This window comes from Nocardioides caeni (assembly GCF_004912195.1).
Lineage (GTDB): Bacteria > Actinomycetota > Actinomycetes > Propionibacteriales > Nocardioidaceae > Nocardioides > Nocardioides caeni.
The window spans coordinates 285,438-312,088 of sequence record NZ_STGW01000004.1 but is presented as its reverse complement, the minus strand read 5'-3'; the positions used below and the strand labels follow the sequence as shown (position 1 = coordinate 312,088).

The following is a 26,651-nucleotide window of genomic DNA, read 5'->3' as shown; positions in this document are numbered from 1 at the left end:
GGCAGACGGCACAATGGCGACCACCATGGTGGAGGGAACAACGAACGGGACCCGGCGCGGATTCCGTGCCTGGTCGCGACAGCTGAAGTGGTTCGCCGGCATTGCCGTCGTGCTCGTCATCGCCCTCGTGGCCGGACTGACCACGGCGGTGGTCACCGTGCGACGGTCGTGGCCGCAGACGAGCGGCGAGCTCGTCGTACCCGGCCTGGAGGGGGAGGTGCGGGTCGTCCGCGACGACGCCGGGATCCCGCAGATCTACGCCGACTCGATGAACGACCTGATGCTGGCGCAGGGCTACGTGCACGCGCAGGACCGCTTCTTCGAGATGGACGTACGACGCCACGCGACCGCCGGGCGGCTCTCGGAGCTCTTCGGCGAGGCCAGTCTGGAGACCGATCTCGTGGTGCGAACCCTCGGCTGGCGCGACGTCGCCGAGCAGGAGGTCAAGCTGCTGCAGCCAGCGACGCGCAACGCGCTCGACGCCTACGCCGAGGGCGTCAACGCCTATCTGGCGGGGCGGCCGACCGGCGACATCTCGCTGGAATACACGCTGCTCGGGCTCACCGGTCTCGACTACACGCCCGAGGACTGGTCGGCGGTCGACTCGCTCGCCTGGCTGAAGGCGATGGCCTGGGACCTGCGCGGCAACCTCGAGGAGGAGATCGGCCGGGCCCTGACCGCAGCGGCGGTGGGTCCTGGCCGCGCCGCCGCGCTCCATCCCGACTATCCGGTCGCCGAGCACCCGCCGATCGTGGGGCAGGGCGCCGTCGGGCCGGACGGCTTCGACCAGGACGCCGAGCCCACCGAGGGCAGCGTGCCGGACCAGGGGGACCCGGCGTCAGCGCCTGACGCGGTCGCGGCGCTGGCGCGGACCAGCGGCGTGGTCTCCGCCCTCCCGGCCCTGCTGGGCAAGGGCGACGGCATCGGCAGCAACGGCTGGGTGGTCGGGGGCGAGCACACGACCAGTGGCGCCCCGATCCTCGCCAACGACCCGCATCTCGGCGTCTCCCTGCCGGGCGTGTGGACCCAGGTGGGCCTGCACTGCCGCACGCTGTCGGCGCAGTGTCCGCTCGACGTCGCCGGCTTCAGCTTCTCCGGCGTCCCCGGCGTCGTGATCGGCCACAACCGCGACATCGCCTGGGGCTTCACCAATCTCGCGCCCGACGTCACCGACCTGTTCGTCGAGCGACTCGACGGCGACGAGTGGGAGTACGACGGCCGCCTCCGTCCGCTCACCACCCGCGAGGAGACGATCGAGGTCCGCGACGGCGACGACATCTCGCTCACCGTCCGCTCCACCGACCACGGGCCGCTGCTCTCCGACCTCGCCGAGCTCTCCGATGACGGTGGCCGGCTCGACAGCGGCGTCGACTACACCGACGACGGCCTCGTCGACCAGCTCGACCAGGTCGGCGACGCGGCCGCGGAGGCCGGGCCCGACACCGGCGAGGGGACCGAGCTCGGTGTCTCCCTGGCCTGGACCGCGCTGGAGCCGCGGCCGACCGCGGACGCGTTGCTGGCCCTCAACATGGCCAGCGACTGGGACAGCTTCCGCACCGCCCTCGCGGGCTTCGCGGCGCCCGGGCAGAACGTCGTCTACGCCGACACCGAGGGACACATCGGCTACCAGGCCACCGGCCTCGTGCCGATCCGCCGACGGGGCAACGACGGACGGCAGCCCGCCGCCGGCTGGCTCCCCGAGACCGGCTGGACCGGCCGCCACATCCCCTACGAGGACCTGCCGTCGGTGCTCGACCCCGAGGGCGGCGTCATCACCACCGCCAACCAGGCCGTCATCGATCCCGCGCGCTACCAGCCGTTCCTCACCTCCGACTGGGACCAGGGCTACCGCTCGACGCGGATCGGCGAACTGCTCGCCGAGGAGGTCGCGGCCGGCGGGATCGACGTGGAGCGGATGGCGGCCGTCCAGCTCGACGAGTGGAGTGCGATGGGTGCCGTCCTGACGCCGTACCTGCTGGGCATCGACCTGCCCGCCGGCTACTACTCCGACGGCCAGCGGCTGCTCCGGGGCTGGGACCACCAGGAGCGGGCCGACAGTGCCGCGGCGGCGTACTTCAACGTCGTGTGGCGCGAGGTGCTGCGCCGGACCTTCACCGACGAGCTGCCGGAGGGCCTCGCGCCCGACGGCGGCGATCGCTGGTTCAGCGTCGTCACGGGGCTGCTCCAGCGCCCGTCCAGCCCGTGGTGGGACGACGTCGAGACCGAGGACGTCGTGGAGAAGCGTGACGACGTCCTGGAGGCCGCGCTGCTCGCCGCCCGCGACGAGCTCACCGCGCGGCAGTCGCCGAAGGCCGACGAGTGGACGTGGGGCGCGCTGCACGAGCTCGACCTGCGCTCCTCGACGCTCGGCGAGTCGGGCATCGGCGTCGTGGAGGCCCTGTTCAACCGCGGCGGCTGGGACGTCGGCGGCGGCAGCTCGATCGTCAACGCCACCGGCTGGGACGCCAGTGCCACCACCCGACAGCCGCAGGGGACCGTCGCCGACTACGGCGTCGTCACTGCCCCGTCGATGCGGATGGTCGTGCCGATGGACGACCTCGACGCCGCGCGCTGGATCAACCTCACCGGTGTCTCCGGCCACGCCTTCCACCCCCACTACACCGACCAGACCGACCTCTGGGCCCGCGGCGACACCCTCCCGTGGGCGTTCGGCGAGGACGCCGTCGAGGACGCCGGCGAGGACGTGCTGACCCTGCAGCCCCAGGACTGACCCCGTCCCGAGCCTCAGAAGCGGAGGATGCCGTCGGGGGTGGCGGCGGCGGTGACGGGGCGGTCGTGCGGCTCGGCGGGGACGTGGTCGAGGACCTCGTCGGCGTAGAGCAGCACGCAGGTCGTGGTGCCGACGGGGACGCGACCCAGTGCCCGGTCGTAGGAGCCGCCGCCGCGCCCCATCCGCAGGCCCGTCCGGGAGACGGCGAGGCCGGGGACGAGGACCACGTCGGCGGTGGCGACCGCCTCGACACCCAGCGACGGGCCGGCCGGCTCGAGCAGGCCCCGGCCCGCTGACACCAGGTCCGCGGCGCCCTCGTAGGCGGCCCAGTCGAGGTCGTTGTCGGGCAGCAGGACCGGCAGCAGCACCCGCTTGCCAGCCTCCCGGAGCCGGTCGAGCAGGACGGACGTGCCGGGCTCGCTGCCGACGGAGACATAGGCGGCGACGGTCGCGGCCCGTCGTACGTCGGCGTCGGCGAGCAGGTGCTCGGCGATCTTCCGGGCGGCGTCGCCGATCTCGGCCAGCGCGCGTCGGCGACGGGCGGTCAGGAGCTGGTCGCGCAGGGCCACCTTGGCGATCGCGGCCTGCGTCGCTGGACTCGGTTGTCGCTCCGACACCCGACAAGCCTACGATCGGCAGCATGGGTATGGGTGGGCGCAGGAGTGGCCTGGACAAGGCGCGGGCCAAGATGGTCGAGGCGGGCGTCGACCCGGTGGCCGTCGAGACCTTCGCGCACTACTACCGGCTGCTCGAGCACGGTGAGACCGGCCTGATCCCCGAGTCGACCATTGAGCCCGTCGACATGGAGAGCCTCGCCGACGTCGAGGTCGCCGACGACGTCGCGGCCGACGCGATCCGCAAGACCGTCGCGATCAAGCTCAACGGCGGCCTGGGCACGTCGATGGGCATGGAGCGCGCCAAGTCGCTGCTCTGCGTGCGCCGCGGCCTGTCCTTCCTCGACATCATCGCCCGGCAGGCGCTCCACCTCCGCAAGGAGTACGACGCCCCGCTGCCGCTGATCGTGATGAACTCGTTCCGCACCTCGGCCGACACCCTCCACGCGCTCGCTCGCTACGAGGACCTCGAGGTGCCCGGCCTGCCGCTGGAGTTCCTGCAGAACAAGGAGCCCCGGCTGCTCCTCGACGGCCTGCTGCCGGTCGAGTGGCCGAAGGATCCCGAGCTCGAGTGGTGTCCGCCCGGGCACGGTGACATCTACACGGCGCTGCGGGGCACCGGCCTCCTCGACCTGCTGATCGAGCAGGGCTACCGCTACGCGTTCGTGTCCAACTCCGACAACCTCGGTGCCGTGCCGGCGCCGCGGGTCGCGGGCTGGTTCGCCGCGTCCGGTGCGCCCTTCGCGATCGAGGCGGTCCGTCGTACGGCCTCGGACCGCAAGGGCGGCCACTTCGCGCGCCGCAAGGCGGACGGCCGGATCGTGCTGCGGGAGACCGCGCAGACGGCCAAGGAGGACCTGGCCGCGTTGGCCGACCTCGACCGGCACCGGTTCACCTCGACCAACAACCTGTGGTTCGACCTGCACGCGATGAAGCAGAAGCTGGACGAGCGCGACGGCATCCTCGGCCTCCCGCTCATCCGCAACGAGAAGACCGTCGACCCGGCCGACCCGGCCAGCCCGAAGGTCGTGCAGGTCGAGACCGCGATGGGCGCGGCGATCGAGGTGTTCGAGGGTGCGCGGCTGATCGAGGTCGGCCGCGACCGGTTCATCCCGGTCAAGACCACCAACGACCTGCTGGTGCTGCGCTCCGACGTCTATGCGATCGGCGACGACTTCGCGCTGACCCAGGTCGCCTCCGACGTCCCCTTCGTCGACCTCGACCCGGCGCACTTCAAGGTCGTGGGGGAGTTCGACAAGCGCTTCCCCGAGGGCGCCCCGTCGCTCGCGAGGGCGAGCGCGCTGACGGTCAACGGGGACTGGACCTTCGGCCATGGCGTGCAGGTCGTCGGCGCCGTCGAGCTGAGCGGCAAGGGTGCGCAGCGGGTCCCCGAGGGCGAGGTCCTGTCCGGAGATGCCTGATCCCTCGGTCGAGGACCACCGGGCCCGGATCCTGGCGGGCATCGTCCCGACCGCGGCGACCGAGCGCATCGCCGTCGTCGACGCCCTCGGCCGGGTGCTGGCCGAGGACGTCGCCGCCGCCCTGTCCGTCCCGCCCTTCGACCACGCCGCGATGGATGGCTTCGCCGTCCGGGCCGCCGACGTCGCCACTGCCTCCGACGCGGCCCCCGTCGTGCTGCCGGTCGCCGCTGCCGTCGCCGCCGGTGACGAGCTCGTCGACCTCCCTGACGGCGCGGCGATCCGGATCATGACCGGCGCCCCGGTCCCGCCGGGCGCCGACCTCGTTGTCCCGTTCGAGTGGACTGACGCGGGCGACCCGGTCACGATCGGCCGCAGCGCTCCGCCCGGACGTCACATCCGCCGCGCGGGCGAGGACGTCGCCGCCGGCGAGGTCGCCCTCGGCGCGGGCACGAGACTGGGCCCCGGCTCACTCGGGCTGCTGACCTCGGTCGGCGCGAGCGAGGTCGTCGTCCGCGCCCGCCCCCGCGTCGCGATCCTGTCGACGGGCGCCGAGCTCGTCGACGGGCACGTCCCCGACAGCAACAGCATCACCCTCGCCTCAGCCGCCCGCGGCGCCGGCGCCGACCCGGTCGTGCGCGGCCCGGTGTCCGACGACCCCGCCGCCTTCCGCGCCCGACTGCTCGCGGCGGCCGCCGACAGCGACCTCGTCGTGACGACCGGTGGTGTCTCTGCCGGCGACCACGACGTCGTCAAGGCGGTGCTGCGGCACGAGGACGACTTCTGGTTCGGCCCGGTCGCGATGAAGCCCGGCCGTCCGCAGGGTTGCGGCCACCTCGAGGCCGACGGCCGCCGGGTCCCGGTGGTCACGCTCCCCGGCACGCCGATCGCGGCCCTCGCCTCGTTCCTGCTGTACGTCGTCCCTGCGATCACCGCGCTGACCGGCAGGGAGTGGCGGCGCCGGTCGGCGGAGCTGGCCACCGACGTGACGGGCACCGACCGGACCGTGCTGCTGCCAGCCCGCCGTGACGACACCGGCCGCTGGCAGCCGCTGCCCGGCCACGCCGGTCACTCGCAACGACTCCTCGCGCAGGCCGACGCATTGCTCGTCGTACCGCCACGCGGGAGGGTGGTCCCTGCGGGCACGCACGTCGAGGTGCTGACGCTTCATCCCGAGCTTCATCATGAGGAGGTCTGGTGACCGAGGAGCCGGCACGGCTGACCCATGTCGACGACAAGGGTGCGGCCCGGATGGTCGACGTGTCGGCCAAGGACGTGACCACCCGGGAGGCCCGCGCGTCGGGCCGGGTGCTGGTGTCGGCCGAGGTGGTCGGTCTGCTGCGCGGTGAGGGCGTGCCGAAGGGCGACGCGCTCGCGGTCGCGCGGATCGCCGGGATCATGGGCGCGAAGCGGACGCCCGACCTGGTCCCGCTGTGTCACCCGCTCGCGATCTCCGGCGTGGTCGTGGACCTCGAGGTCGCCGACGACGCCGTCGAGATCACCGCGACGGTGCGGACCAGCGACCGCACGGGCGTCGAGATGGAGGCGCTGACGGCCGTCTCGGTCGCTGCGCTGACCGTCGTCGACATGGTGAAGGCGGTCGACAAGGCCGCCGTCATCACCGACGTGCGGGTCGAGTCCAAGACCGGCGGCAAGTCGGGGGACTGGGCGCGATGACCGCTGCGGGGGGCGCCGAGCGCCGCGCGGCCGTGGTCGTCGCGTCCAACCGTGCCGCCGCTGGTGTCTACGACGACACGACCGGCCCGCTCATCGTCGCTGCGCTGCGGGAGCTGGGCTTCGTGGTCGACGACCCGGACGTGCGTCCCGACGGCGAGCCGGTGGGGGAGGCGATCGCTGCCGCGGTGGCGGGCGGCGCCCGCGTCGTGCTGACCACCGGCGGCACCGGTCTCACCCCGACCGACCGCACTCCCGAGGTCACCCGGCCGTTGCTCGACCGCGAGGTCCCGGGACTCGCCGAGGCGATCCGCGCGGCCGGCATCGCCAAGGGTGTGCCGACCGCGGCGCTGTCCCGGGGTCTGGCCGGGGTCGCCGGCACCGCGCTGGTCGTCAACCTGCCCGGCTCGCGCGGCGGCGTGAAGGACGCGCTCGCGGTCCTCGCGCCGGTGCTGGTGCATGCGGTCGAGCAGATCGTCGGGAGCGACCATTGAGCAGTCGCGAGCGGATGCGTGTCGCGGCGCCGGGTCGGGCCTGGCCCAACGAGCTCATCTCCGGCACGGACCCGGTCGTGCGGCTGCGGCCGATCAGTCGTCGTGACGCGTCGGCCTGGCGCTCGGCCCGGCGCCGCAACGCGCTGTGGCTGGCCCGCTGGGACGCCACTGCCCCGCCCGGTGCGGACCCGCGGCCGATGTCCTTCCGGGCCCTGGTCCGGCGGCTGCAGCTCGCGGCACGGCAGGGGACGACGTACCCCTTCGTCGTGGAGGTCGACGGCCGGTTCGCCGGCCAGGTGAGCGTCAACAACATCGTGCGGGGCTCGGCGCAGTTCGCGTCGGTCGGCTACTGGATCGACCACGAGTTCGCCGGCCGCGGTGTCATCCCCCGCGCCGTCGCGATGGTCATCGACCACTGCTTCTTCGTCGCCGGCCTGCACCGCATCGAGATCTGTATCCGCCCCGAGAACACCAACTCCCTGCGCGTGGTCGAGAAGCTCGGCATCCGCGAGGTCGGCTATGCCCCGAACTTCCTCCACATCGACGGCGAGTGGCGCGACCACCGGATCTTCGCCGTCACCAAGGAGGAGGCGCCACGAGGCGTGCTGGTGCGGCTCGAGGAGCACGACCCGGCGTGACCCCATCAGTCACAGGAATCAATCTGTGACACACCGATGGACATGCGCCCCACCGTGCGCTAGCGCTCCTAACCTTCCGGTGTGGACCTGAGCGCACTGATCTTCGTCGCACTGGCGGTGGCGTGGGCCGTGTACCTCGTCCCCAAGGCCCTCCGGCAGCACGAGGAGGACGCCATCAGCCGGTCGGTCGACGGCTTCTCCGACCGCCTGCGGGTGCTGGCCCGCCGTGACGCGGTGTCGGGCCGCGAGACCGTCCTGGTCTCGGGTTCGACCACTGAGGTCACCTCCGAGGTCGAGGTCGAGGTCGAGTCCGAGGTCGTCGTGGCGGTCGCCCGCCCGGAGCCGCGACGCGACGAGGCCGGCCTCGACGCCGCCGAGCGCCGCCGTCGTCGCCAGCAGCAGGCCGCGGCCCGCCGCGCCGCCGACCGTCGCCGGCGCGTCTTCAACATCCTCCTCCTGGCGATCATCGCCGTCGCCGGTCTCGGCATCGGCAGCGTCATCGCGCAGGCGTGGACCGCCGTCCCGGCCGGCCTGATGGTCGCGTGGCTCGTCCTGTGCCGGCTGATGGTCCGCCGCGAGCGCGCCCAGCGTGCGCAGCGCAGCCGTCGTCGCCGGACCACGCTCGCCGACCAGCTCCTCGACGAGGAGGACACCGGCACGGTGCCGGTCCTCTCCGACGACAACCTCGCCGGCGACGACACCGACGAGATCCCCGTCGTCGCGGCCGCTCTGCTCGACGAGTCGGGCCCCGAGTCCGTCGGGGGCGGCTGGGCGCCGGTCGACGTACCGCTGCCGACGTACGTCGCCAAGGCGGCTGCCGGCCGCACGGTCCGCACCATCGACCTCGACTCCACCGGCGTGTGGAGCTCGGGCCGCAACGAGGCCGACTCCCGCCTCGCCCGCGAGGCCGACGCGCAGCGTGCCGTCGAGGCGGCCGAGGGCCAGGGCGACGACGAGCAGCGCCGCGCCACCGGCTCCTGACGGCTGATCAGCGCCATTGCCGGGTACAGCCCCGGCATGAGCAGCCAGGACGACAGCCCCTACGCCGAGCAGCCCAGCGAGGAGGAGGCGCGCGAGGAGGAGCAGGCCTACGCCGACTCCGCCACCGCCGTCTCGCCCGACACCCAGCACCCCGACCCCGGTGTGGCGCTCCCCGAGGGCACGCCGCCCGGCCCGATCACCGTGGACGACCCCGACGCCGAGGGCGACGAGATCGAGGGTTCGGACGCGCCGCGGCCAGCGGGTCATGCCGATGAGGACCGCAACTGACGCACCCTGACCCGATTCGGCTCCTCGCGGCGGCGGGTGCTAGCGTTTCTCCACGCTTGGGGCTGTGGCGCAGTTGGTAGCGCGTCTCGTTCGCAATGAGAAGGTCAGGGGTTCGAATCCCCTCAGCTCCACCAGCAGACAAAGAACCGGCAGGTCGCCTCCGACCTGCCGGTTCTTGCGTTTCGGGTACTGGTGAGCCCGACCCCGCGCGGGCCGGGATCACCACGAAACGCCGCCTCGCTTACCCCCGGCGTACCCCCAGCCCGGAACGGGGGCACGCAGGCCCTGCTGAGTGCTCCGACTGAGCCGGTCCCCGACCCCGTCCCCGCATCCGTCCCCCCACGGTTCCAAGCCGTCGCTGGCGTCCGGCCGGTTCTCCAGGGCCGTGTCCCCACGGGTGTCCCCGCGGGTGGGGACGCCCGTTGCTGGCGGGGCGGTCGCGGTGGAGCTCGGGGCACTGCCCGGTGAGACGACAGGTCCTCGCGCGGGATCGTTGAGCCGGTCGAGACCGGCCTGGTCGGCCGAGGTGCCGAGGAAGTGCAGGTAGCGGTTGGTGGTGGCGATCGACTCGTGGCCCATCCAGGCCTGGACGGTGCCGGGGTCGACGCCACGGGCCAGCCACAGGCAGGCCGCGGTGTGGCGCAGATCGTGGATGCGGCGGCCGCCGGCAGTGTCCTCCCACTTCACCGTCCGCAGCACCGCGTTGCGATGGAGCTGGGCGCCGCCTCCGGTGGTGATCAACAGGTCGGTCGGTGCCTTGTCGGCGACCATCCGCTCGATTATCGGCAGGATGCGATCGGCGACCGGGACGCGGCGGCCGTGCCGCCCCTTGGTGGCCTTCACCGCGCCACCCTCGGACTGCGAGCGTCGTACCAGCAGCCCCGGCGTCGGGACCGTGACGACGTCCTCGACGAGGACGGACCGTGCCTCGCCCCACCGCATGCCGGTCCATCCCAGAACGAGCAGCACGTCGGCCAGCTGCGGGTCCCGCGCTCGCCAGCGGTCGTACGTCGCCTCGAGCTCGGCCTCGGTCCACGGCCGCATCTCGGTCGGCTCCTCCGAGGACCGCGGCACCTTCGTCGCGGTCACCGGGTTGCGGACCACGGCCTTCTCACGCACGCACCAGGCGAAGAACGTCGACAGGCTCGCGCGGTAGCGGACGACCGACCGCTCGCTGAGCCCCCGCTGGATCAACGCCTCGAAGGACCGTGCCACCTCGCGCTCGGAAACAGCCGCAACGTGCATTGCCTGCATGCTCGTCGGCATCAGGCGCTGCAGCGCCTGATCGCTGCGATAGGTCTTCGCGGCAACTGTGAACTCACGGACGACCAGCCACTCCTCGAGCAGCGCGCGAACTTGGCGGCGCCCCGCACGAGGGTCCATTCCGCCAGCAAGCGCTGCTCTCTCCCGGAACAGCCAGTCAGTGGCTTCACGCTTGGTGTCGAACGTGCGGCTGGCGATGAACTGCCGCCCACTCTTCAGGCGTGCCCGGAACCGGCCGCTCGGCGTCTTCTCGATCATCGCGGTCTGCCGTGCCGTGGCCTGCCGGATTCAGGAGGCTCGGGCGAGCCATTGTTCGACGTCTTGGCGCCGGTAGCGCGGACATGTCGCGGTCATCCACGTCACCCGTGGTCCCTCGCCCCGCTGCCTCCATCGACACAGCGTCGACTCCGACACCCGGATCCACCGCGCCACCTCGCTGCTGGTGAGGATCTCCTCCACTGCTTCCATCTGATCACCTCTGACTCCGGGAGCGGCCACGGCCGCCCGAGACACCTGACAGTCACCTAGGGATGAGATGGGCTGGGAGCGATCAATGCGTGCCTATGAATGTCGTGCAAACGACCGACGCGCGGGTGTTGACACCGGTCGAGGATCGGCGGCGAAAGACGGTGGGGCCGGGACCGCGGCGGCATGTGGCATCCCAGAGCGGCTGCTGCAATCCGCCCAGCATGACGCACCAGCCCTGGGCAGCATGCAGCCCGCGCTTCGGTTGAAGACTGCCTAACTCGGGCAGGCACGGATCGTCTGTCGAATCCGACCGATGAAATCGCCTCACGCCCGATGAGGAACCACTACGGTGCGTTCGAGGGTTCCGTTCGTGGCGTTCGGGGCAGGGTCGGTTCGACGAGATAGCGGTGGTGCCAAGTGGACAGCGTCGAGGCGCTCGCAAAGAAGATCCGACCCGAGCAGACCGTCTTGCTGCTGGGCGCTGGAGCGAGTGTCCCGTCGGGGGCTCCGACAGGTGCAGAACTTGCCACGCACCTTGCACGACAGCTTTCGCCCGTACCCATCGGCGAAAACCTTGCCGAAATCGCCACAATCTTCGAACATCGGACTTCCCGCGCCGACCTCGTTAAAGCCCTACAGGCGCGACTTCGCAACCTGGAACCCACAGGCGGCATACTCCTTCTCCCTGAGTTTGATTGGCGATCGGTCTACTCGACGAACTTCGACCTATTGGTCGAACGCGCGTATCGCCTATCAGGCCGATCCCTGGCGGTAGTTCGATCAAACTACGACTGGCAAAAAGGCCTTGGAGGAGCAGTTCTCTACAAGATCCACGGTTGCCTAACGCAGGATGTTGGGATTGGCCACAAGCATCGCATGGTGATCACTGAACGGGACTACGACCAGGTTCAGGAGTACCATCAGCTGCTATTCACCTCGCTTTCTGCCGAGATGCTGACGTGCGACACCTTGATCATTGGCCAGTCTCTCGGGGACGCACACCTGAAGGACTTGGCGAAGCGTGCTGCGCAGCTTAACCAAGCAGAAGGAACTCCCGGACGGGTTTACCTGTTGGTGTACGACGCGGATCCGGACCGGGCGGTGATTTTTGAGCAGTACGGGATCGATGTAACGTCGGGATCTCTCGAGACGCTTTTGCACGCCATTGGACAGGTCCACACACCCGCGTCGCGACAGTCCAAAGAAGCGGAGGCCGCCGACCTTGATGCGAGAGAGTTGCCACTGGCTTTGAGGGCGTCGACCACCGATTGCGCGCACGCGCTCGGACTCGCCCCCAACGCGCGGAAGCTCTTCAACGGCGGTGCTGCGACATTCGCAGACATCGCCGCCGGCTTCACTATCGAACGCGCTGTCGAGCCGCGCGTGCTCGAATCTCAGAATCCAACCCGGAACTTGGCGACGGTGCTGATTGGCGGTGCTGGCGTAGGCAAGACCACTCTGGCCCGTCGACTGATTGCAGAAAGAAGCAGCAAGGATTTCATCTGTTGGGAGCACGTCAACTCGTTCCCTCTGAATGTCGATGCATGGCTGAAGGTCGAGGAGCGGCTACGCGCGAACAGTCGACAAGGATTTCTCCTCATCGACGACGCGACCGAGCAACTTGTCGCTGTCAACCGCCTGGCGGATGCGCTTGGAAGGCTCGATCGGTCGCACCTCAGACTGATCATCACCGCCAACAGTGCCCAATGGAAGTCGCGACGAAAGTCACCCACTCTGCTGCAGCGATCCTCGGTCGAGACGATGTCGCGCCTAACGCCGGTCGACATCGAGCGGTTCGTAAACCTGGTCGATCAACAGAACGCGATCCGGCAACTGGTCGAGGATTCCTTCCTTGGCCTTACTCGACCGCAGCGAATCAGACACTTGCGAGACCGATGCAGCGCTGAGTTGTACGTTTGCCTCAAGAACATCTTCGGATTCGAAGAACTGGACGACATACTGCTCGCCGAGTACAAGGACCTGCCCATAGAAGCGCAGGATATCTACCGCTATGTCTGCGCAATTCAGGCCATGGGCGGCAAGGTGCACAGACAGTTGATCGTCCGCCTGCTCGGAGTCGACGGGGGGCAATTGGCGAACCAGTTGTCGCAACTTGATGGCGTGGTCTCCGAGCACGACATCAACGAGGACCGAGGGATTTACGGGTGGTCGGCTCGTCACGACGTGATCGCTAACGTCATTGCGACCTATAAGTTCGGCGATCCGCAGGAGCAGTTGGACCTGCTGGACAACTTGATTCATGGACTGAACCCGTCGGTTTGGCTCGAACTAGAAACAGCCAATGCGTTGGCAACGAGCGAGATGGGAATCGACCGCCTCCCTAACCATGATGACCAGATTCGCCTTCTCACTGAGCTCGTGCGTGTGGTTCCTGCCGAGCGCACGCCACATCGACGCCTGATCCGTAAGTATCTGGACGCCGATGACGCCGGTGGGGCCAAGCAGGCGATCGACCTAGCGCTGCGGGATCTGGGCCAGGACGACATCGTGGACCGCTACCGAGTGCGCCTCGTCGTTATGCGCGCTCAAAAGGCAGAGGGCCTGATGGTCGGCGACCGCGTTGCTCTCCTGTTCGAGGCGCGGTCGCAAGCCTCCAAACTCCTACAGCGCCGGCCCGACGACCGACACAACTATCGACTTCTTTGCGAAGTCGGGCTCAGCCTTCTGCGAATGAATGGCAATGCGATGGTGCTGACTGAGGGCATCGACGCCCTGAGGGTTGCTGAGGCTGAGATTCCTGATCCAGAGTTCACCAACGACCGTCAGCATTACGAACAGTTGCTTCGTCTTGAGAGCAAGACCAAGTAGTCAGTCGCGCACTCAGTCCTGAGTCAGCAGCTGCCGGACCTCTGGGTCAAGAAGTGCTTCAAAATAGGCGGTCTGCTGCCGAAGTTGCAGAGCCTGGAGCTCGGCGGCTCGGTCCGGCGTTGGAATCTTGCTCAAGATCAGGCGCTCCACCAACGTTGTCAGCGGCTCGCCGATCGCTCGTCTGAAGTTAAACCCGACCAGTTGCAGGATCGTCAGCGTTTCGGGTGTGACCAGACCCTTGATGGCATCGAGCGCCTCGCGAGCTTCCGTGTCATCACTGGCCAGGCCAACGAGTTGCTCAACCACAGGGAGCAGTTCCGAAGTGATGTAGCTGATGTCGCTGTCAGAGACCCGCTGCGCCACGAGTTCCTGTTCAAACGCCGTCGCCACTCCGATCAGTTCGTTCTTGTCTGCGATCAGGTCATTCACAAGCTCAATAAGTTCATTCATTGCCTCTTGATCTAGCTTGCGCGCGCGGATTGCGCTGATCCGGCTGGCGACAGCTCCAGCCGCGTTCCGCGCAACAAGCTCCGCAAGCTGGGCTGCCAGCTGTGCCACCTCGGGTGCGACCACGATTCATCTCCCAACGACGATCTGACAGGTCCGACGATGCCAGTAGGTACCGACACGTCAGCATCAGGGGCAACCACGGCGGATAGGGTCGCGCGCCTCCTCGCGCTGCTGGACCTGCGTCAAGCCGCCACAAAGCGGCCGAGACGGACCGCCGCGTGCAGCGTGCGACCTCCCGAGGAAGCATATGGCGCTAGTTCGGTCGACCACCTGCAATGGCCCTGCGAATTCGCTCGAGCTCCTCCACCAGCTCCGTGATTCCCTTGGGACCGACGGCGGCGTCCCGATAGAGCTCTAGGTCGAGGACGTTCGGCTCTGAGTGCCGTGTAGGCCGCGGGCCCGAGTCCGCGTAAGTCACCGTCGCGGTGTAGCGAAGTGGAAGGCCTGGCTCGTTGAGCACCTTGCTTGAGATCCCGTAGGCGACACGGATTTCTCGTCCGGGCGCGAGCATGGGAATCGGGGCCTTAAAAACGGATGCGTCCTTGGGCTCAGCCAGCACCCCGACCGTCTGGAGCGGCTTGTCCCAGGCAATGTCGACGTCGATTGCTGGCGTTTGACCGATGTTCGTGATTAGGACGTAGACCAACGACCGACGCAGTTCGAAATCGACAACCACATAGGGCCGTGAGCTGAGTTGGCGGACCTTGCGCATCTCGCGAATTTGCAACGCTGCCAGGCCGCCAAGGCCGACGTAGATGACGGCCGTCGCGACAGCAGCCCACGCAGCAACCCACTCCGGTCTCATGATCCAAGCATCTCGTTCACAGGCCGGTCGAAGAGATCGGCGCGCCGAGTGACCGCCGATCGGCGACGTGCGTCGATCCGCCGCGTGCGACGGATCATCGGCTTGCAGGGTTCGTGGCGGGCCGAGCGCTGAGTAGGTGTGCCCCTCGAATCGACGAGTACGAGTGGCCCTCAGCCGAGGTTGAGGCCGAACTGCCGGCTGAGCAACTTCGACTTCCAGAAGGACTCGGTCTGCTCAATCGTCTCGTCGGGGGTGTTCTCATCTACCACCTCCAGCACCGAAACCTGATACGTCCGCCGCCCCTTCCTCCCGGCCGCCTTCAGTGCGAGGTTGCCTCCATGGCCGTCGGTGGCGTAGGTCAGCCATCGGCCCAGGAGGCTGTCGGCTCCTTTGGCTGAGCCGACGTACTGCTTACCGGTTTCCACGTCGACCAAGAGATAGATGCCCTTGACGCTACGGAGAACCTGTTGCCACCCCATGGGCAGCGTTGGAATCTCGTCGATGAGGCGCGTGAAGTTTCGGAAGCCAGGAAATCGCGGTTCGTACTGCTCAGCGATCTCGAGGATAGGCTTGGGCTGGTTCACCGCACGCTGAACCCAGGAGCGCGTGCCGGGACCCCAATCGATAACGACTCGGTCGCGGTAATCCGCCATGTCTTCGAGCAACGCTAGGTCGTATTGATTCTCACCTGACACGTCTATGTCGAGGAGGCGATCCCTGGTACCGGGGGGACATGCACCGCGGCTGCCGACGCTGTACAGCCCCACGAACACCGTCTTGCGGGCCTCGGTGACGATGAAGCTGGCGAGCATGGACTGCTCCGGAAACACGTCGCGTGATTGAGTTGATTGGTAGAACTCGAAGGCGGCCCGGTCACTGCGCCATGCCTCGTAGAGGCGCCCCGCTCGGAAGCGACCATCTTGATGCCGTACAAGCCGCACCGGCAGAGGGTCGACCCCCTCCAGCGTCAGCAGGTCGTTAAAAGTCAACACCAGCGTCTCCGGTTGTTCGATGTCGCGCAACGACGAGGTTAGTCAGGCCGCCCGCGGCGGCGCACGCGGCCTTGTGGCGATACGTCGCGGTTGAGTGCGCGCAGACGATTCAAGTCCAGACGGGCTTGGCTGTTGCTTCCAAACGCGCCGGCGTCAGTCTCGAGTTCCTCAACCACGGCAGGAAGTCGCTCCGCGGTCCGCGCCGTTCGATCGGCGAGCTGGTCGACAAGGGGAGGTGACTGACGCTCTTCGGTGCCCATGAACCAAGAATGACGGCTCGGAGGTGAGCGAGGCGCGCCCGCGTCATTTCGCCGCGAATGGGTCACACCGCTGACGGGCAGCGACGAATCTCGTTGATTACAACCGAGACGGTCGTGGTTCGGGGCCGATAGCAGAGGCGGAGGGGGTGACATGCGTTCGTGCCAGCCATTCCCACGGCGTGAGTTGAAGCGGCTGCGGTGGCGTTGGGTGCGCCGCAATCTCGGTATCATCGCGTTCCTGATCGTGGGTTTGCGGCATGTGCAGCGCTCATCTCGGTGCCGTTCGGCAACAGTGATCTGTCGGCGCGGTGGTACGTCATCGGTCTCCTTCATGCCGGCCTGCTCGCTGCTGCTCTTCACCTCATCAACTCGGCCTTCCTGGCGTACGAAGTCACGGCGATCTGGCAGCTTCGTGGTGCTTGGGGTGAGGACAACACGCGTTCGGAGCTGAGAAAGGCCAAGCGGCGGCGGCTCGTCTGGGGTTGGGTCGACAGCATCACGCTGCAGGACGGGACCTCGATCACGTGGTCGTGACGCGGTCGGGCGGCGTCGTGGTCCTGGACTCCAAGTGGCGCAGCTCGGTCGATGTGAACGCGGTCGCGGAGATGACTGCGTCCGCGAAGAAGGCGGCGGTCAGGGCACAGGCCCTTGCCAGGTCCATGCTTACGGCGGAGTGCGGAGCGAAGCATCGCGCGCGCCAACAGCCCGTGAGGGTGCAGGCCGCGGTGGTGCTGTGGGGAGCGGTGAGAGGGACGGTCCCGGACGGCAAGGTGATCGATGGCGTGCGGTTCGTCGACGACAGGAAGCTCATCGATTGGCTTCTTCAGTTGGACGGTCCGCCCGTGCCACACGAGGCTGCCAAGCACCTCCTCGAGCAGCTGAAGGTCTACCGAGAGACGGCGTTCAAAGCCGCTGAAGGTCGTACGCCGCAGCGCCCTGACCGATCCTCCGCTCCTCGCCGGACCTGAAGGATGTCCGGCACAATCCGGCTAACGAATCCAACGGTTGCCCCTGGGAGGCTGACGGAGGCGGGCAAGTTCGTCAGCGACTGAGCTCCATTTCGCGTTTACGAGCTCGCCGCGAGCACTGCGGTCATGGATCTCACGCAGGATGCGTCGACAGGCACTGGGGGAGTCGAGGACGGCCCTCACGTGCTGCTCCAGGCTCACCGGTTCGGTGACGGACGTGATGACCGGGTGCCCCGCTTGCGCGGCTCGCCGCTCCTCAGAGGCGAGCCGCCGGCAGGTGCCGCTGCACCATCGACGCGGGCGTCCGGCTTTCGGCCGGTCGGAGACGAAGAACGGTCGGCCGCATCGGGGACAGGCCTTCTCGACGATCACTACTTGCGCTCCTGTTCCAGCGACCATCCGAAGACCGTAACCACCCGCCAACGGAGGTGCTTGCCGATGCGGAATCCCTTGGGCCCGCGTCCTCGGCTGCGCCACGCGTAGACGGTCTTGACGGGTACGCCGAGGTAGGTCGCCACGTCGGCGGCGGTCCAGAGGCGTTCACCGGCGGGGCCGGGTTGGGGGTCGGCAACAGCGCTCGGCGGCGCTGGGGGAGCGGCCTCCTGGCGTGGTCGGGTGCGCCTCCGCGTCGGCGCCGATTCCGGTGTGGGTTCGTCCCACAGGGCGGGTTGATCGGGATGCTGCTCGTCGTTGCTCATCGCGTGCCCGTTTCGGTCCCGTGGGTGCTGGTTGCACCCCTCCTGGTCTCCTAAAGCATCGTCAACTGCTCGAGCGATCACGGACGCGACGTGAACTTTCTCGGGCATAGGGGGACGCGGTAGCTCCGGCGGTGCCAGGGATTACGCCGGACGTTTCCGCGCCGAGAATGCAAGAGGTGTGTGGCACTTCGGTCTTCGGTCGAACGTAGCGGGGATGAGAATCGGGGATGCGGTCGGCGACGTCAGCACACGATGGTGCGGGTGAGTTCGTAGAGGTCGGCGGGCGGATGAAATCACTTCGCGTGGCGCAGCCTCGACAGGCGCGGCATCTGAGATTTCGAATCTTGCCAGGCGTGGTTGAGCTCCGACGGTGTCCGCAGCATGCATGTCTTCGTCGCCCAGGCTCCTCGGGAGCACCACGCGGATGCGGGTCGACTAGGGCACGAGCGCGTCCGACGCGCAGGCAGAGATGCCCAACTCCCCGCAAAGGGAGTGGGCGTCTGCCAGATCAACAACTGCTCAGATCCTCACGAGCGGGTTCCGTCGCAGATGTCGCGTTGCGGTCGCCCCCCTCGCTTCAGAGCGGCGTGCCGACTCCGTGTGAGCCCAAGATCTCCTGCGCCACGTGCCACGCGACGAGGTCGAGCAGCTCCCTGCCTTCTTCGGAGCTCGCCGCCCGATCGCGGCCGGACCGGAAGCGCCACGGTCGCAGGTGCAGCATCACGGAGGTCTTCATCCGGTTGTCCGCAGGGGCAGCGGGGTTCTCGAGCAGCCTTACGGCGGACGACGCCAGCATCCCCTCGGAGCGCAGCTGCGCGACGGCGCGTTCGACGGCTCCTACGTTCCCGTCGTGTCCGGTCAGGAACACCACGCGTTCGGCCCACGATCGGGCCGAACGGGCTAGGTCGACCAAGAGGGCCTGCAGCACAGGAGTGCTGGTGGTGAGCGACCCGTCGGCCTGCGGATGGCGACCGGGCGCTCCGTAGGCCACGGCGGGGGCCACGACCACGTCGATGCGTCGGCGTCGCAGCAGCTTCGCCGCCGCCTCGGCGACCGCGACCGCGAGCTCGGTGTCGGTGTCCAGCGGCAGGCGAGGGTCGTGCTGACCCGTCGACCCGACCGGAACGAGAACCGCCGCGCCGCAGCGCACGCGGGACGTGGTGGTGGCGCCGAGGGCGATCTCCATCGTCAGGCGCCGAGCCAGCCGCCGTCGACGATGAGCTGCTGCCCGGTCACGTAGCTGGCCCAGTCGGAGAGCAGGAAGACCGCGCCGCCCCCGAGCTCGGCGGGCTGCCCGAGGCGTCCCATCGGGATCCGCCCGACGACCCGTGCGTGCTGCACGGGATCGTCGAGCAGGTCGGCGGTGAGCTCGGTGTGGAAGTAGCCCGGGGAGAGCACGTTGACCCGGATTCCGCGCGGCGCCCACTCCGCGGCGAGCGTGCGGGCGAGCCCCAGGAGGCCGGCCTTGGAGGCGGCATAGGCCACGGCCCGTGGGATCGCGATGGAGCTGCCGAGCGAGCCGACCAGCACCACGCTGCGCAGCGTGTCGCAGGCGTCGTGGCGCACGAGCTCCCGGGTCAGCCGGAACGGCGACTCGAGGTTGACGTCGAGGACACGGCGCAGGTCGTCGTCGGTGAAGTCGGCGGCCGCTTCGCGGTGCTGGATGCCGGCGGCGTGGATGACGCCGTGGAGTCCGCCCTCGGACACCGACGCGACCAGGTCCGCGACCTGTGCGGCATCGGAGAGGTCGGTCGCCACGGCGCGGGCGGCGATGCCGTCCGCGGCCAGGCCGGTCACGGCGACGTCGAGCTGCGTGCGGCTGCGGGCGGCGAGGACCAGCTCGGCGCCCGCCTCCCCGGCGGCCCGGGCCATGGCCAGGCCGAGGCCGCGGCTGCCTCCGGTCACGAGGATGCGGCGTCCGGCGAGCAGGTCGGTGGTCATGTCGAGCTCCAGGAGTGGGAGGTGCCGAGCCAGGGGTCGACGACGATGCGTACCGGCGACCCGCGGCGCGCCTCGAGGTCGGCCAGGGCGTCCTCGACCTCGTCGAGTCCCACCACCCGGCTCACGGAGGGCCGCAGGGGCAGGGTGCCGTCGCCGGTAGCGCGCACCACGGCGGCGATGTCGGCGGCGCTGTAGGCGTAGACGGCGGAGAGGGTGAGCGAGCGCCGTACGAACACACCGGGCGGGGGGAGCCTCGGTGCGTCGACGCCGATGCCGATCACCACGCAGCGCCCGCCCGGCCGCAGCAGGTCGAGAGCCCCCTCGGTGGTGGCAGCGGCGCCCACGCAGTCGATCACCACGTCACACCCGTCGCCCGCGCCGAGCGCCGCCAGCTGGGCCGCCACGTCCTCGGTGGACGGGTCGAGCGCAGCCGCGGCACCGGCCTCCTGGGCCCGTTCCCGCGACGCGGGGTCCAGGTCCAGCGCGAGGACCCGGGCGCCCCGCGAGCGGGCCAGGCGCAGCACCTGCATGCCGAGTCCGCCCACCCCCACGACGACGACCAGGTCGTCGGCTCGCACGGCCGCGACCCGCAGGGCGTGGTGGGCGGTGCCCGCGGACTCGATCAGCGCGGCGGAGAGGAGGTCGGTCCCGGGCGGCAGCGGCACGACGTTGCCGACCGGGACGGCGAGCAGCTGGGTCAGGCCCCCGTCGACCTGGATGCCGAGCATCCGGCGCCGGGGGCAGAGGTTGGTCTCCTGGTCCGCGCAGGCGCGGCAGGTCCCGCAGCCGAGGATCGGGTTGACGAACACCCGGTCGCCGACGGCGACGTGCGCACCGGCGGAGGACTCGACGACGGTGCCGGCGATCTCGTGGCCGAGCGTGATCGGAAGGTGGCCGGTCGGGGTGTGGCCCGACACGATGTGGGCGTCGGAGCCGCAGAGGCCGACCGAGCCGACCCTGACCAGGCACTCGCCGGACCCCCGTGTGGGTGCCGCGAGCTCCTCGAGGGTCAGGGCCGTCCCCGGGCCGTTGAAGCGGAGGGACCGCACGCTCCGGGCGGTCGCCAGGCCGTAGCCCTCAAACATCGCCGTCGCGCCCGGGCGCCGCCGTGAGCGCTGCCCGCATCGCCGCAGGGACGGGGGTGGCCCGCCCCCCGACGCTGGAGTCGACGATGACGTAGGTCGACGTGCCGGTCGCGCAGACCTCGCCCCGGGCGACGACGTCGAAACGGAGGGTGAGGCTGGTGGTGCCGACGCGTTCGGTGCGGACCTCGACCCGCACCTCGTCCCCGTAGCGCACAGCAGCCCGCCAGCCGAGGTCGACGTGGACCACCTGGATGTCGAAGCCGTCGGCGAGCAGTTGGGTGAGGGGGTAGCCGGTGTGGGCGAACCAGGCGTTGCGCGCATCCTCGAGGAACGAGAGGTACCACATGTTGAAGACGACGCCCTGCTGGTCGAACTGGTAGTAGTGCGTCGTGATCGCGACCGACGCCACGTCGGCGTCGGCAGGGGTGGCGGTGCTGGTCATCGGAACTCCTCGTCGCTCGGCCCTGCGTCGGCGCGCTCGGGCCTGGGCGCGATGGGGCCGTTGCCCGATTACAGCGGCGGGCGGCGGCCGGTGTCAACGAATTCCGGGGTATTTCTCATGATATTTAGGTGGCGTCGGTCAACGGTGGCGGGGACGGCCCGCCGCCGGGAGCACCGCCGGCCACGTGACGTCGCCAGCCGACCGGCAGTAGGCCGCGACCCCCGCGAGCGACACCGCCACCCGGGTCGTGCGGTCGGGGCGGTGCAGCGCTGCCACGGCGAGCGCCCCGGCCAGCCCGCCCAGGGGATCAGCGAGCGCGTCACCGCAGAACGCAGGCGTGCCGTCAGGGTGCTCCGCCACCAGGCCGCCGGCGACCGCCGCGTCGTCCCCGAACCCCACCCGCAGCGCCTGGTCCGGACCGTGCCCGGTCAGCTGGAGCCACGTCCGGGCACGCCCGTCGCCGAGCACGTGGCGCGGCGCCACCCCGAGGCCCTCCAGCGCCCGCGGCCGGCTCGCCTCGACGACGACGTCGGCGGACGAGACGAGCGCGTGCAGTTCGGCTCGCCCCGCGCTCGTGCCGAAGTCCACGCGCACCTGCTCGCTCCCGCGGTGCAGCAACTCGTGCAGCCCGGGATCGCCCCACCGGGACGCGTCGGGGCGTCCGACGCTCTCGACGTGCACCACCTCGAAGCCGGCCTCGCCGAGCAGCTGGGCAGCCAGCGGCCCCGCCCACAGTGCCCCCAGGGCGACCACCCTGGCCGGCGCGCCGGGCCGGGTCGGCCGCCCGAGCGCGGAGCGGGAGTCCGCCGACCAGGGCACCGTCCCTGCCGGCGTCTCCCCGGGCGCCGCCGCCGGCAGCCCGAGCAGCACCGCCCGCTCGACCACCTCCGCCACAGGCCGTCCGGCGGACCACTGCTCGACCGCGGCCCATGCCTCCTCGACGGTCTCGGCGTCCTCGGTCCCGGCATGCCCGGGCAGCTCGGCCTCGACCAGGGCCGGGACGAGCTCCACGTCGGACTCCCGGGCCAGGTGCAGCACCCACCAGCCGTCGTACGCCGGGACGAAGCGGGCGCGCCCCCCGTGGGACACGGCCGCGGACGGCCGTCGGAGATGTCGGTTGCCGGGGTCACCGTCGGCGACGGCCAGCGCCGCGCGCTCCGCGAGGAGGTGGGCGCCGTCCAGCTCACCGCCGGCGGGCGAGCGACCGAACCGCTCGGAGGCCACCGCGACCAGCGCCGCGGCGGCACCGCGCGCCACCGTCGCCGGCACGCCTCGCGGCCGGAGCGGACGACCGGCGGTGTCCCGGGTGAGGTCCATCAGCCCGGACTCCGCCCAGTCCTCGAGCGGCGTGCGGTCGGGGAGCGAGACCGGGAGGCCGCCGTACCCGAGCGCGGTCAGGAGCTGCCGGCCGACCTCGGAGGCGCGGGGTGTCGGCGGCGGCGGTGGCATACTCCCCATCATGCTCGACCTCCCGGCGCTGCTGGCGGAGTCCGGGCCCATGGTGCCCGGCCCGCTCGATGCATCCCCCCTCGTGGTGGTCGACGCCGCCGCGCCGGACGTCGATCGAACGCTCAGCGACGGCTCGGTGGCCGACGTGGCTCCCGCTGGCGCGGTGGTGGTCGGCCTGCTCGGCGACGAGCGACCGGTCCCGGGGCTGCTCGACCTGCTCGACGTCGCCCTGGCCCCACGGGGCTCGCGCGCGAGCGACCTCCGCGGTGTCGTCGTGAGCGACGACGTCGAGGCGGATCTCGCCGCCCTGCACGCGACGAGTGCGCGGAGCCCGCACGCGACCTGGGCCCTGGCTCGGCTGCTGAGGCTCACCGCCGTGCTCCCCGCCCGCGACGGCGTCGTGGCCGAGTCGGCGACGTACTCCTCCCTGCTGGCCGGCGCGGAGTTCCGCCGGTGGCGGGAGGAGAACCCGCCCATCCAGCGGCCGTCGGACCTCGACCTGTCCCGGGTCGCCCTCCGGCGGGAGGGCGACCTGCTGGAGGTCACCCTGACCCGCTCTGCACGTCGCAACGCCTACGACGCCCGCATGCGCGACGCGTTGCTGGAAGCACTCGAGGTCGCTGCGCTGGCGCCCGAGGCGACGGTGTCGCTGCGCGGCGAGGGCCGCGACTTCTGCGCGGGCGGCGACCTCGACGAGTTCGGGTCGGCCCCGGACCCGGCGGCGGCCCACCGGCTGCGGGTGGTCGCGCACCCCGGGCTGGCGACCGACCGGCTCCGGGACCGGGTGACCGTGCACCTGCACGGCCACTGCATCGGCTCGGGCATCGAGATCGCTGCCTTCGCCGGCGACGTGCGCGCCGCGGAGAGCACCGTCCTCGGGCTCCCCGAGCTGGCGATGGGCCTGGTGCCCGGAGCCGGGGGCACGGTGAGCCTGACCCGTCGCATCGGACGCCACCGGGTCCTCTGGTGGGCGTTGTCGGGACGCCGCATCGGTGTCGAGCTCGCCCTCGAGTGGGGGCTGGTCGACGGTGTCGACTGATCCGCTGCTTATCCGCGGAGCGCTCGTCGACGGCGTACGTCTCGACTGCCGGGCGGCCGACGGGCGGATCGTCGCCCTCGCCCCCGGGCTGACCACCGACCCGGGCGACCGGATCCTCGAGGCCCGTGGCGGGGCGCTCCTGCCGGGTCTGCAGGACCACCACGTCCACGTCCTGGCCGCCGCGGCCACCCGGGTGTCACTGGACCTGGCCGGCGGCCCGCTCCCGACCCCGATCGAGGGATCCGACGCCGCTGACGCAGCTGACCGGGGTTGGCTGCGCGTGGTCGGGCTGGGCGACGACGACGTGACGAGGGCCGACCTCGACGCCGTGTGGCCCTCCCGGCCGGTCCGGGCACAGCACCGCTCGGGTGCCCTGTGGGTCCTCAACTCCGCCGCGACGGCGGAGCTCACCGAGCACCTGACCGATGAGGAGCGGCGGACCGGCCGGCTCTGGCGCGAGCGCGGCCGGGTGGCTGGCGCCGCCGAGCGGCTGACGCTCGTGGCGCAGCTCGCGCACCTGGGGCGCGAGCTCGCGGGCTGGGGGGTCACCGGCCTGACCGACGCGACTCCGGACCTGGACGCCGCCACGCTGGAGTTCGTCCGATCGTCGGTGCCCCAGCGGGTCTGGTCGCTCGGCGCCGTCGCCACCGACCTGCCCCGCAAGGTCGTGGTGACCGACCACGACGACGACACCTGGGAGCGCCTCCGGACCGGCGTCCTGGCGGCACGGGACGAGGGCCGCGCCGTGGCCCTGCACGCCGTCTCGCGGACGGCGCTGGCCTTGGCCGTCGCCGTGCTCGGAGAGGTCGGCGTCGTGCCGGGCGACCGCGTCGAGCACGCCGCGGTGTGTGACGACGCGACGGCCGACCGGCTCGCGGAGCTCGGGGTCGTGGTGGTCACCCAGCCGTCGATTCCTGCCCGGCGCGGTCGCGCGCTGCTGGAGGCGGTCGACCCCGAGGACCGTCCGTGGCTGTGGCGCATGGGCGGTCTGCGGGCACGGGGGGTCGACGTGGTCCTCAGCAGCGACGCGCCGTACGGCGACCCGAACCCGTGGACCTCGATAGCCCTGTCCTCCGGCGGCCTGCCCGAGGCCGGCTCACCCTGGCTGGCGGACGAGACCTGGGACGCGCGGTCCGCGCTCGGCTCCTACCTGACGGCTCCGGCCCTCCCAGCCGGTCCGGAGCGCCGCGTCGGGGTCGGCGCGCCCGCCGACCTGTGCCTGCTCGACGGCCCGCTCGACGAGGTGCTGGCGAGGGTGGCCGGAGGCGGAACGACGGCTCCGGTGCGGGCCACCGTCATCGGCGGCCGGCTCGTGGCTCAGTAGACGTCCTGGGAGTAGCGCCGCTGCCGCTTGAGGTCGGCCACGTAGTCCCACGCCTCGGCCTCGGAGCGGTCGCCGTGCTTGGCGACGACCTCGACGAGTGCCGCCTCGACCGCGTGCGACATCTGGGAACCGTCGCCGCACACGTAGAAGTGTGCGCCGTCCTCGAGCCACCGGAAGACGTCCTCGCCACGGGCAACCAGCCTGTCCTGGACGTAGACCTTGTGGTCCTGGTCGCGGGAGAAGGCTGTGGTCAGCTCGGTGAGCAGGCCGCTGGCGGTCCAGCCCTCCAGCTCCTCGCGGTAGTGGAAGTCGCACGCCTCGTGCTGGTCGCCGAAGAAGAGCCAGTTGCGACCGGCGGTGCCCCGTGCCGCGCGCTCCAGCAGGAACGACCGGAAGGGTGCGACCCCGACGCCCGGTCCGACCATGATCACCGGACGGTCCGCATCGGGGAGGCGGAAGCTGGGGTTGGGGGCGAGGAAGACGGCGACCTTGACCGTCGCCGTTCCCCCCGCCGTGAGATCGGGCGCGGCGGACTGCAGCGTGCTGGACCCCGCGCCGACCCGATCGCGCCCGTCGCGGTGGTAGCCCACGCAGGACACCAGCAGCTCGGCGGTGCCGGGGCTGGACGACGGAGCGGAGCTGATCGAGTAGGACCGGTGCTGGATCGACGCCAACAGGCCGAGCACGGTGCCGGCGTCACGGGCCCCGGCGGGGACCATGCCGACCAGGTCGAGGACGTCCCGACCCCAGAGCCAGGCGTCGACCGCCTCCCGGTCGCCGGTGGACAGCAGGTGCGTCACCTCGGGATCGGCCGAGGCCTCGGCGGCCCAGGCGAGAAGCTCCCGGCCGGGGAGGCGGAGCTCGCGCTGGTGGGTGAGCACCTCGCTCCACGATCCCTCACCCGTCGGTGTTGCGTCGTCGGCGCCGACCCCGAGCGCTTCGAGCACACCGGTGACGAGCGCCGGGGGGTTGACCGGCACCAGGCCCAGCGAGTCGCCGGGCTCGTAGGCGATGCCGCTGTCGGCGAGGTCGACCTCGTAGTGGACCACCGCCTTGCGCGACCCTTCGCCGGACAGGCGCACCGAGGCGGTGAGATCGGCCAGGAAGGGCGTGCGCCGGGTCCAGCGCTCGTCGCGAGCGGCCGGGGCGACGTCGACTGCCCGGGTCTCGACGGTGGCGTCGTCGCCCAGGGCCGTGAACGTCTCGACGACGGCCGTGATCCACTGCCGCGACGGCTGCTCGTAGTCGAGGTCGCAGTCGACCCGCTCGAGGACGCGGTGCGCCCCCAGCTCGGCGAACCTCTCGTCGAAGTGCCGGCCCGCCGCGCAGAAGTCGTCGTAGGAGGAGTCGCCCAGGGCGAGCACGGCGAACCGGACGTGGGCCAGGTCGGGGGAGTCGCTGTCGAGCTCGTCCCACAGGTCCTGCGCGTTGTCGGGCATGTCGCCGTCGTCGTACGTCGAGCTCACGACGACCACGTGGGTCATCGCGACGAGGTCCGCACAGCCGATCTCGTCCATGGCGAGCAGCTTCGCGGTCAGGCCGGCGGCGCCGAACGCGTCCGCGGTGTCCATCGCGATGATCTCGGCATTGCCGGTCTGGCTGCCGAAGAGGACGTGGACGGCGGGACGGTCTGCGGGGGAGGTCATCGGGTCTCCTTGGGTCAGCGGTGTGAGCCGAGTCACGATGAAACATCATGAGGATCTTTGCCCGTCGCTGTCAAGCGCGGCAGACGAAAACCTC

26 protein-coding genes, 1 tRNA gene and 1 pseudogene are annotated in these 26,651 nt (G+C 70.5%); 14 read left to right on the top strand and 14 right to left on the bottom strand.

Annotated features, from left to right (window positions below; genetic code table 11):
• Positions 1 to 25: 25 nt before the first annotated feature.
• Positions 26 to 2,731: a penicillin acylase family protein gene (locus E9934_RS09170; RefSeq protein WP_136562564.1), complete on the top strand. Its 2,706-nt coding sequence runs from the start codon at positions 26 to 28 to the stop codon at positions 2,729 to 2,731.
• A gap of 14 nt (positions 2,732 to 2,745) precedes the next feature.
• On the opposite strand, the gene E9934_RS09165 is transcribed toward E9934_RS09170, so the two are convergent.
• Positions 2,746 to 3,348: a 5-formyltetrahydrofolate cyclo-ligase gene (locus E9934_RS09165; RefSeq protein WP_238694855.1), complete on the bottom strand. Its 603-nt coding sequence runs from the start codon at positions 3,346 to 3,348 to the stop codon at positions 2,746 to 2,748.
• Positions 3,349 to 3,377: 29 nt separating this feature from the next.
• On the opposite strand from E9934_RS09165, the gene E9934_RS09160 reads away from it, so the two are divergent.
• From E9934_RS09160 to E9934_RS09125, 8 genes are all read left to right on the top strand, one after another.
• Positions 3,378 to 4,766, top strand: a complete 1,389-nt coding sequence (locus tag E9934_RS09160; protein WP_136562629.1) for a UTP--glucose-1-phosphate uridylyltransferase — start codon at positions 3,378 to 3,380, stop codon at positions 4,764 to 4,766.
• The gene (locus tag E9934_RS09155) at positions 4,759 to 5,964 is read left to right on the top strand and encodes a molybdopterin molybdotransferase MoeA (protein WP_136562563.1); all 1,206 of its coding nucleotides are present in this window, start codon (positions 4,759 to 4,761) and stop codon (positions 5,962 to 5,964) included. The genes E9934_RS09160 and E9934_RS09155 overlap by 8 nt, the downstream gene beginning before the upstream one ends.
• Positions 5,961 to 6,440 (top strand): cyclic pyranopterin monophosphate synthase MoaC, encoded by a 480-nt coding sequence (moaC, locus tag E9934_RS09150; RefSeq protein WP_202977251.1) that lies wholly within the window; start codon positions 5,961 to 5,963, stop codon positions 6,438 to 6,440. Before E9934_RS09155 ends, moaC begins: the two co-directional genes overlap by 4 nt.
• Positions 6,437 to 6,931, top strand: coding sequence for a MogA/MoaB family molybdenum cofactor biosynthesis protein (locus E9934_RS09145; protein ID WP_136562561.1), 495 nt, complete (start codon positions 6,437 to 6,439; stop codon positions 6,929 to 6,931). Before moaC ends, E9934_RS09145 begins: the two co-directional genes overlap by 4 nt.
• Positions 6,928 to 7,569 (top strand): GNAT family N-acetyltransferase, encoded by a 642-nt coding sequence (locus E9934_RS09140; protein WP_238694854.1) that lies wholly within the window; start codon positions 6,928 to 6,930, stop codon positions 7,567 to 7,569. Before E9934_RS09145 ends, E9934_RS09140 begins: the two co-directional genes overlap by 4 nt.
• An 81-nt stretch (positions 7,570 to 7,650) precedes the next feature.
• Positions 7,651 to 8,550, top strand: a complete 900-nt coding sequence (gene sepX, locus E9934_RS09135; protein ID WP_136562560.1) for a divisome protein SepX/GlpR — start codon at positions 7,651 to 7,653, stop codon at positions 8,548 to 8,550.
• A 36-nt stretch (positions 8,551 to 8,586) separates the two neighbouring features.
• Positions 8,587 to 8,838 (top strand): hypothetical protein, encoded by a 252-nt coding sequence (locus E9934_RS09130; RefSeq protein ID WP_136562559.1) that lies wholly within the window; start codon positions 8,587 to 8,589, stop codon positions 8,836 to 8,838.
• Between the two features lie 58 nt (positions 8,839 to 8,896).
• Positions 8,897 to 8,972 (top strand) — tRNA-Ala (locus E9934_RS09125).
• A gap of 85 nt (positions 8,973 to 9,057) precedes the next feature.
• Here E9934_RS09125 and E9934_RS09120 read toward each other — a convergent pair.
• From E9934_RS09120 to E9934_RS09115, 3 genes and pseudogenes are all read right to left on the bottom strand, one after another.
• Complete coding sequence (locus tag E9934_RS09120) at positions 9,058 to 10,221, bottom strand: tyrosine-type recombinase/integrase (RefSeq protein WP_238694853.1); 1,164 nt, start codon at positions 10,219 to 10,221, stop codon at positions 9,058 to 9,060.
• Positions 10,222 to 10,242: 21 nt separating this feature from the next.
• Positions 10,243 to 10,359, bottom strand: a pseudogene (locus tag E9934_RS20615) (tyrosine-type recombinase/integrase); the annotation flags it as partial.
• A 30-nt stretch (positions 10,360 to 10,389) separates the two neighbouring features.
• Entirely contained in the window at positions 10,390 to 10,569 is a 180-nt protein-coding gene (locus tag E9934_RS09115) for a helix-turn-helix transcriptional regulator (RefSeq protein WP_136562557.1), read from the bottom strand.
• A gap of 417 nt (positions 10,570 to 10,986) precedes the next feature.
• Between E9934_RS09115 and E9934_RS09110 the strand changes: the two genes are divergently transcribed.
• Positions 10,987 to 13,398 (top strand): SIR2 family protein, encoded by a 2,412-nt coding sequence (locus tag E9934_RS09110; protein ID WP_136562556.1) that lies wholly within the window; start codon positions 10,987 to 10,989, stop codon positions 13,396 to 13,398.
• A gap of 12 nt (positions 13,399 to 13,410) precedes the next feature.
• On the opposite strand, the gene E9934_RS09105 is transcribed toward E9934_RS09110, so the two are convergent.
• The 3 genes from E9934_RS09105 to E9934_RS09095 all read right to left on the bottom strand — a co-directional run bounded on the left by E9934_RS09105 (position 13,411) and on the right by E9934_RS09095 (position 15,735).
• The gene (locus tag E9934_RS09105) at positions 13,411 to 13,971 is read right to left on the bottom strand and encodes a hypothetical protein (protein ID WP_136562555.1); all 561 of its coding nucleotides are present in this window, start codon (positions 13,969 to 13,971) and stop codon (positions 13,411 to 13,413) included.
• A 190-nt stretch (positions 13,972 to 14,161) separates the two neighbouring features.
• Positions 14,162 to 14,713, bottom strand: coding sequence for a hypothetical protein (locus E9934_RS09100; protein ID WP_136562554.1), 552 nt, complete (start codon positions 14,711 to 14,713; stop codon positions 14,162 to 14,164).
• 170 nt (positions 14,714 to 14,883) lie between these two features.
• Positions 14,884 to 15,735 carry a GIY-YIG nuclease family protein gene (locus E9934_RS09095; protein WP_136562553.1) on the bottom strand — a complete coding sequence of 284 codons (852 nt, stop codon included), beginning with the start codon at positions 15,733 to 15,735 and terminating at the stop codon, positions 14,884 to 14,886.
• 506 nt (positions 15,736 to 16,241) lie between these two features.
• Between E9934_RS09095 and E9934_RS09090 the strand changes: the two genes are divergently transcribed.
• Positions 16,242 to 16,499, top strand: coding sequence for a hypothetical protein (locus tag E9934_RS09090; protein WP_136562552.1), 258 nt, complete (start codon positions 16,242 to 16,244; stop codon positions 16,497 to 16,499).
• Positions 16,496 to 16,933 carry a hypothetical protein gene (locus tag E9934_RS09085; RefSeq protein ID WP_136562551.1) on the top strand — a complete coding sequence of 146 codons (438 nt, stop codon included), beginning with the start codon at positions 16,496 to 16,498 and terminating at the stop codon, positions 16,931 to 16,933. The genes E9934_RS09090 and E9934_RS09085 overlap by 4 nt, the downstream gene beginning before the upstream one ends.
• A 371-nt stretch (positions 16,934 to 17,304) precedes the next feature.
• On the opposite strand, the gene E9934_RS09080 is transcribed toward E9934_RS09085, so the two are convergent.
• The 6 genes from E9934_RS09080 to E9934_RS09055 form a co-directional block, all read right to left on the bottom strand.
• Positions 17,305 to 17,631 carry a helix-turn-helix transcriptional regulator gene (locus E9934_RS09080; protein WP_136562550.1) on the bottom strand — a complete coding sequence of 109 codons (327 nt, stop codon included), beginning with the start codon at positions 17,629 to 17,631 and terminating at the stop codon, positions 17,305 to 17,307.
• 577 nt (positions 17,632 to 18,208) lie between these two features.
• The gene (locus tag E9934_RS09075) at positions 18,209 to 18,817 is read right to left on the bottom strand and encodes a creatininase family protein (protein ID WP_136562549.1); all 609 of its coding nucleotides are present in this window, start codon (positions 18,815 to 18,817) and stop codon (positions 18,209 to 18,211) included.
• A 2-nt stretch (positions 18,818 to 18,819) separates the two neighbouring features.
• Complete coding sequence (locus tag E9934_RS09070; RefSeq protein WP_136562548.1) at positions 18,820 to 19,572, bottom strand: SDR family NAD(P)-dependent oxidoreductase; 753 nt, start codon at positions 19,570 to 19,572, stop codon at positions 18,820 to 18,822.
• Positions 19,569 to 20,657 carry a zinc-dependent alcohol dehydrogenase gene (locus tag E9934_RS09065; protein WP_136562547.1) on the bottom strand — a complete coding sequence of 363 codons (1,089 nt, stop codon included), beginning with the start codon at positions 20,655 to 20,657 and terminating at the stop codon, positions 19,569 to 19,571. Before E9934_RS09065 ends, E9934_RS09070 begins: the two co-directional genes overlap by 4 nt.
• On the bottom strand, positions 20,650 to 21,099 hold the full coding sequence (locus E9934_RS09060; RefSeq protein ID WP_136562546.1) for an acyl-CoA thioesterase: 450 nt from the start codon (positions 21,097 to 21,099) through the stop codon (positions 20,650 to 20,652). The genes E9934_RS09065 and E9934_RS09060 overlap by 8 nt, the downstream gene beginning before the upstream one ends.
• A gap of 138 nt (positions 21,100 to 21,237) precedes the next feature.
• A complete protein-coding gene (locus E9934_RS09055; protein WP_158294971.1) occupies positions 21,238 to 22,548 on the bottom strand; it encodes a CoA transferase in 1,311 nt (436 codons plus the stop codon).
• Between the two features lie 10 nt (positions 22,549 to 22,558).
• Here E9934_RS09055 and E9934_RS09050 point away from each other — a divergent pair, with 10 nt between their 5' ends.
• Positions 22,559 to 23,587 carry an enoyl-CoA hydratase/isomerase family protein gene (locus tag E9934_RS09050; protein ID WP_136562544.1) on the top strand — a complete coding sequence of 343 codons (1,029 nt, stop codon included), beginning with the start codon at positions 22,559 to 22,561 and terminating at the stop codon, positions 23,585 to 23,587.
• Positions 23,577 to 24,911, top strand: a complete 1,335-nt coding sequence (locus E9934_RS09045; RefSeq protein WP_158294970.1) for an amidohydrolase family protein — start codon at positions 23,577 to 23,579, stop codon at positions 24,909 to 24,911. Before E9934_RS09050 ends, E9934_RS09045 begins: the two co-directional genes overlap by 11 nt.
• On the opposite strand, the gene E9934_RS09040 is transcribed toward E9934_RS09045, so the two are convergent.
• The gene (locus tag E9934_RS09040) at positions 24,905 to 26,557 is read right to left on the bottom strand and encodes a diflavin oxidoreductase (protein WP_136562542.1); all 1,653 of its coding nucleotides are present in this window, start codon (positions 26,555 to 26,557) and stop codon (positions 24,905 to 24,907) included. The genes E9934_RS09045 and E9934_RS09040 overlap by 7 nt on opposite strands.
• Positions 26,558 to 26,651 lie beyond the last annotated feature (94 nt).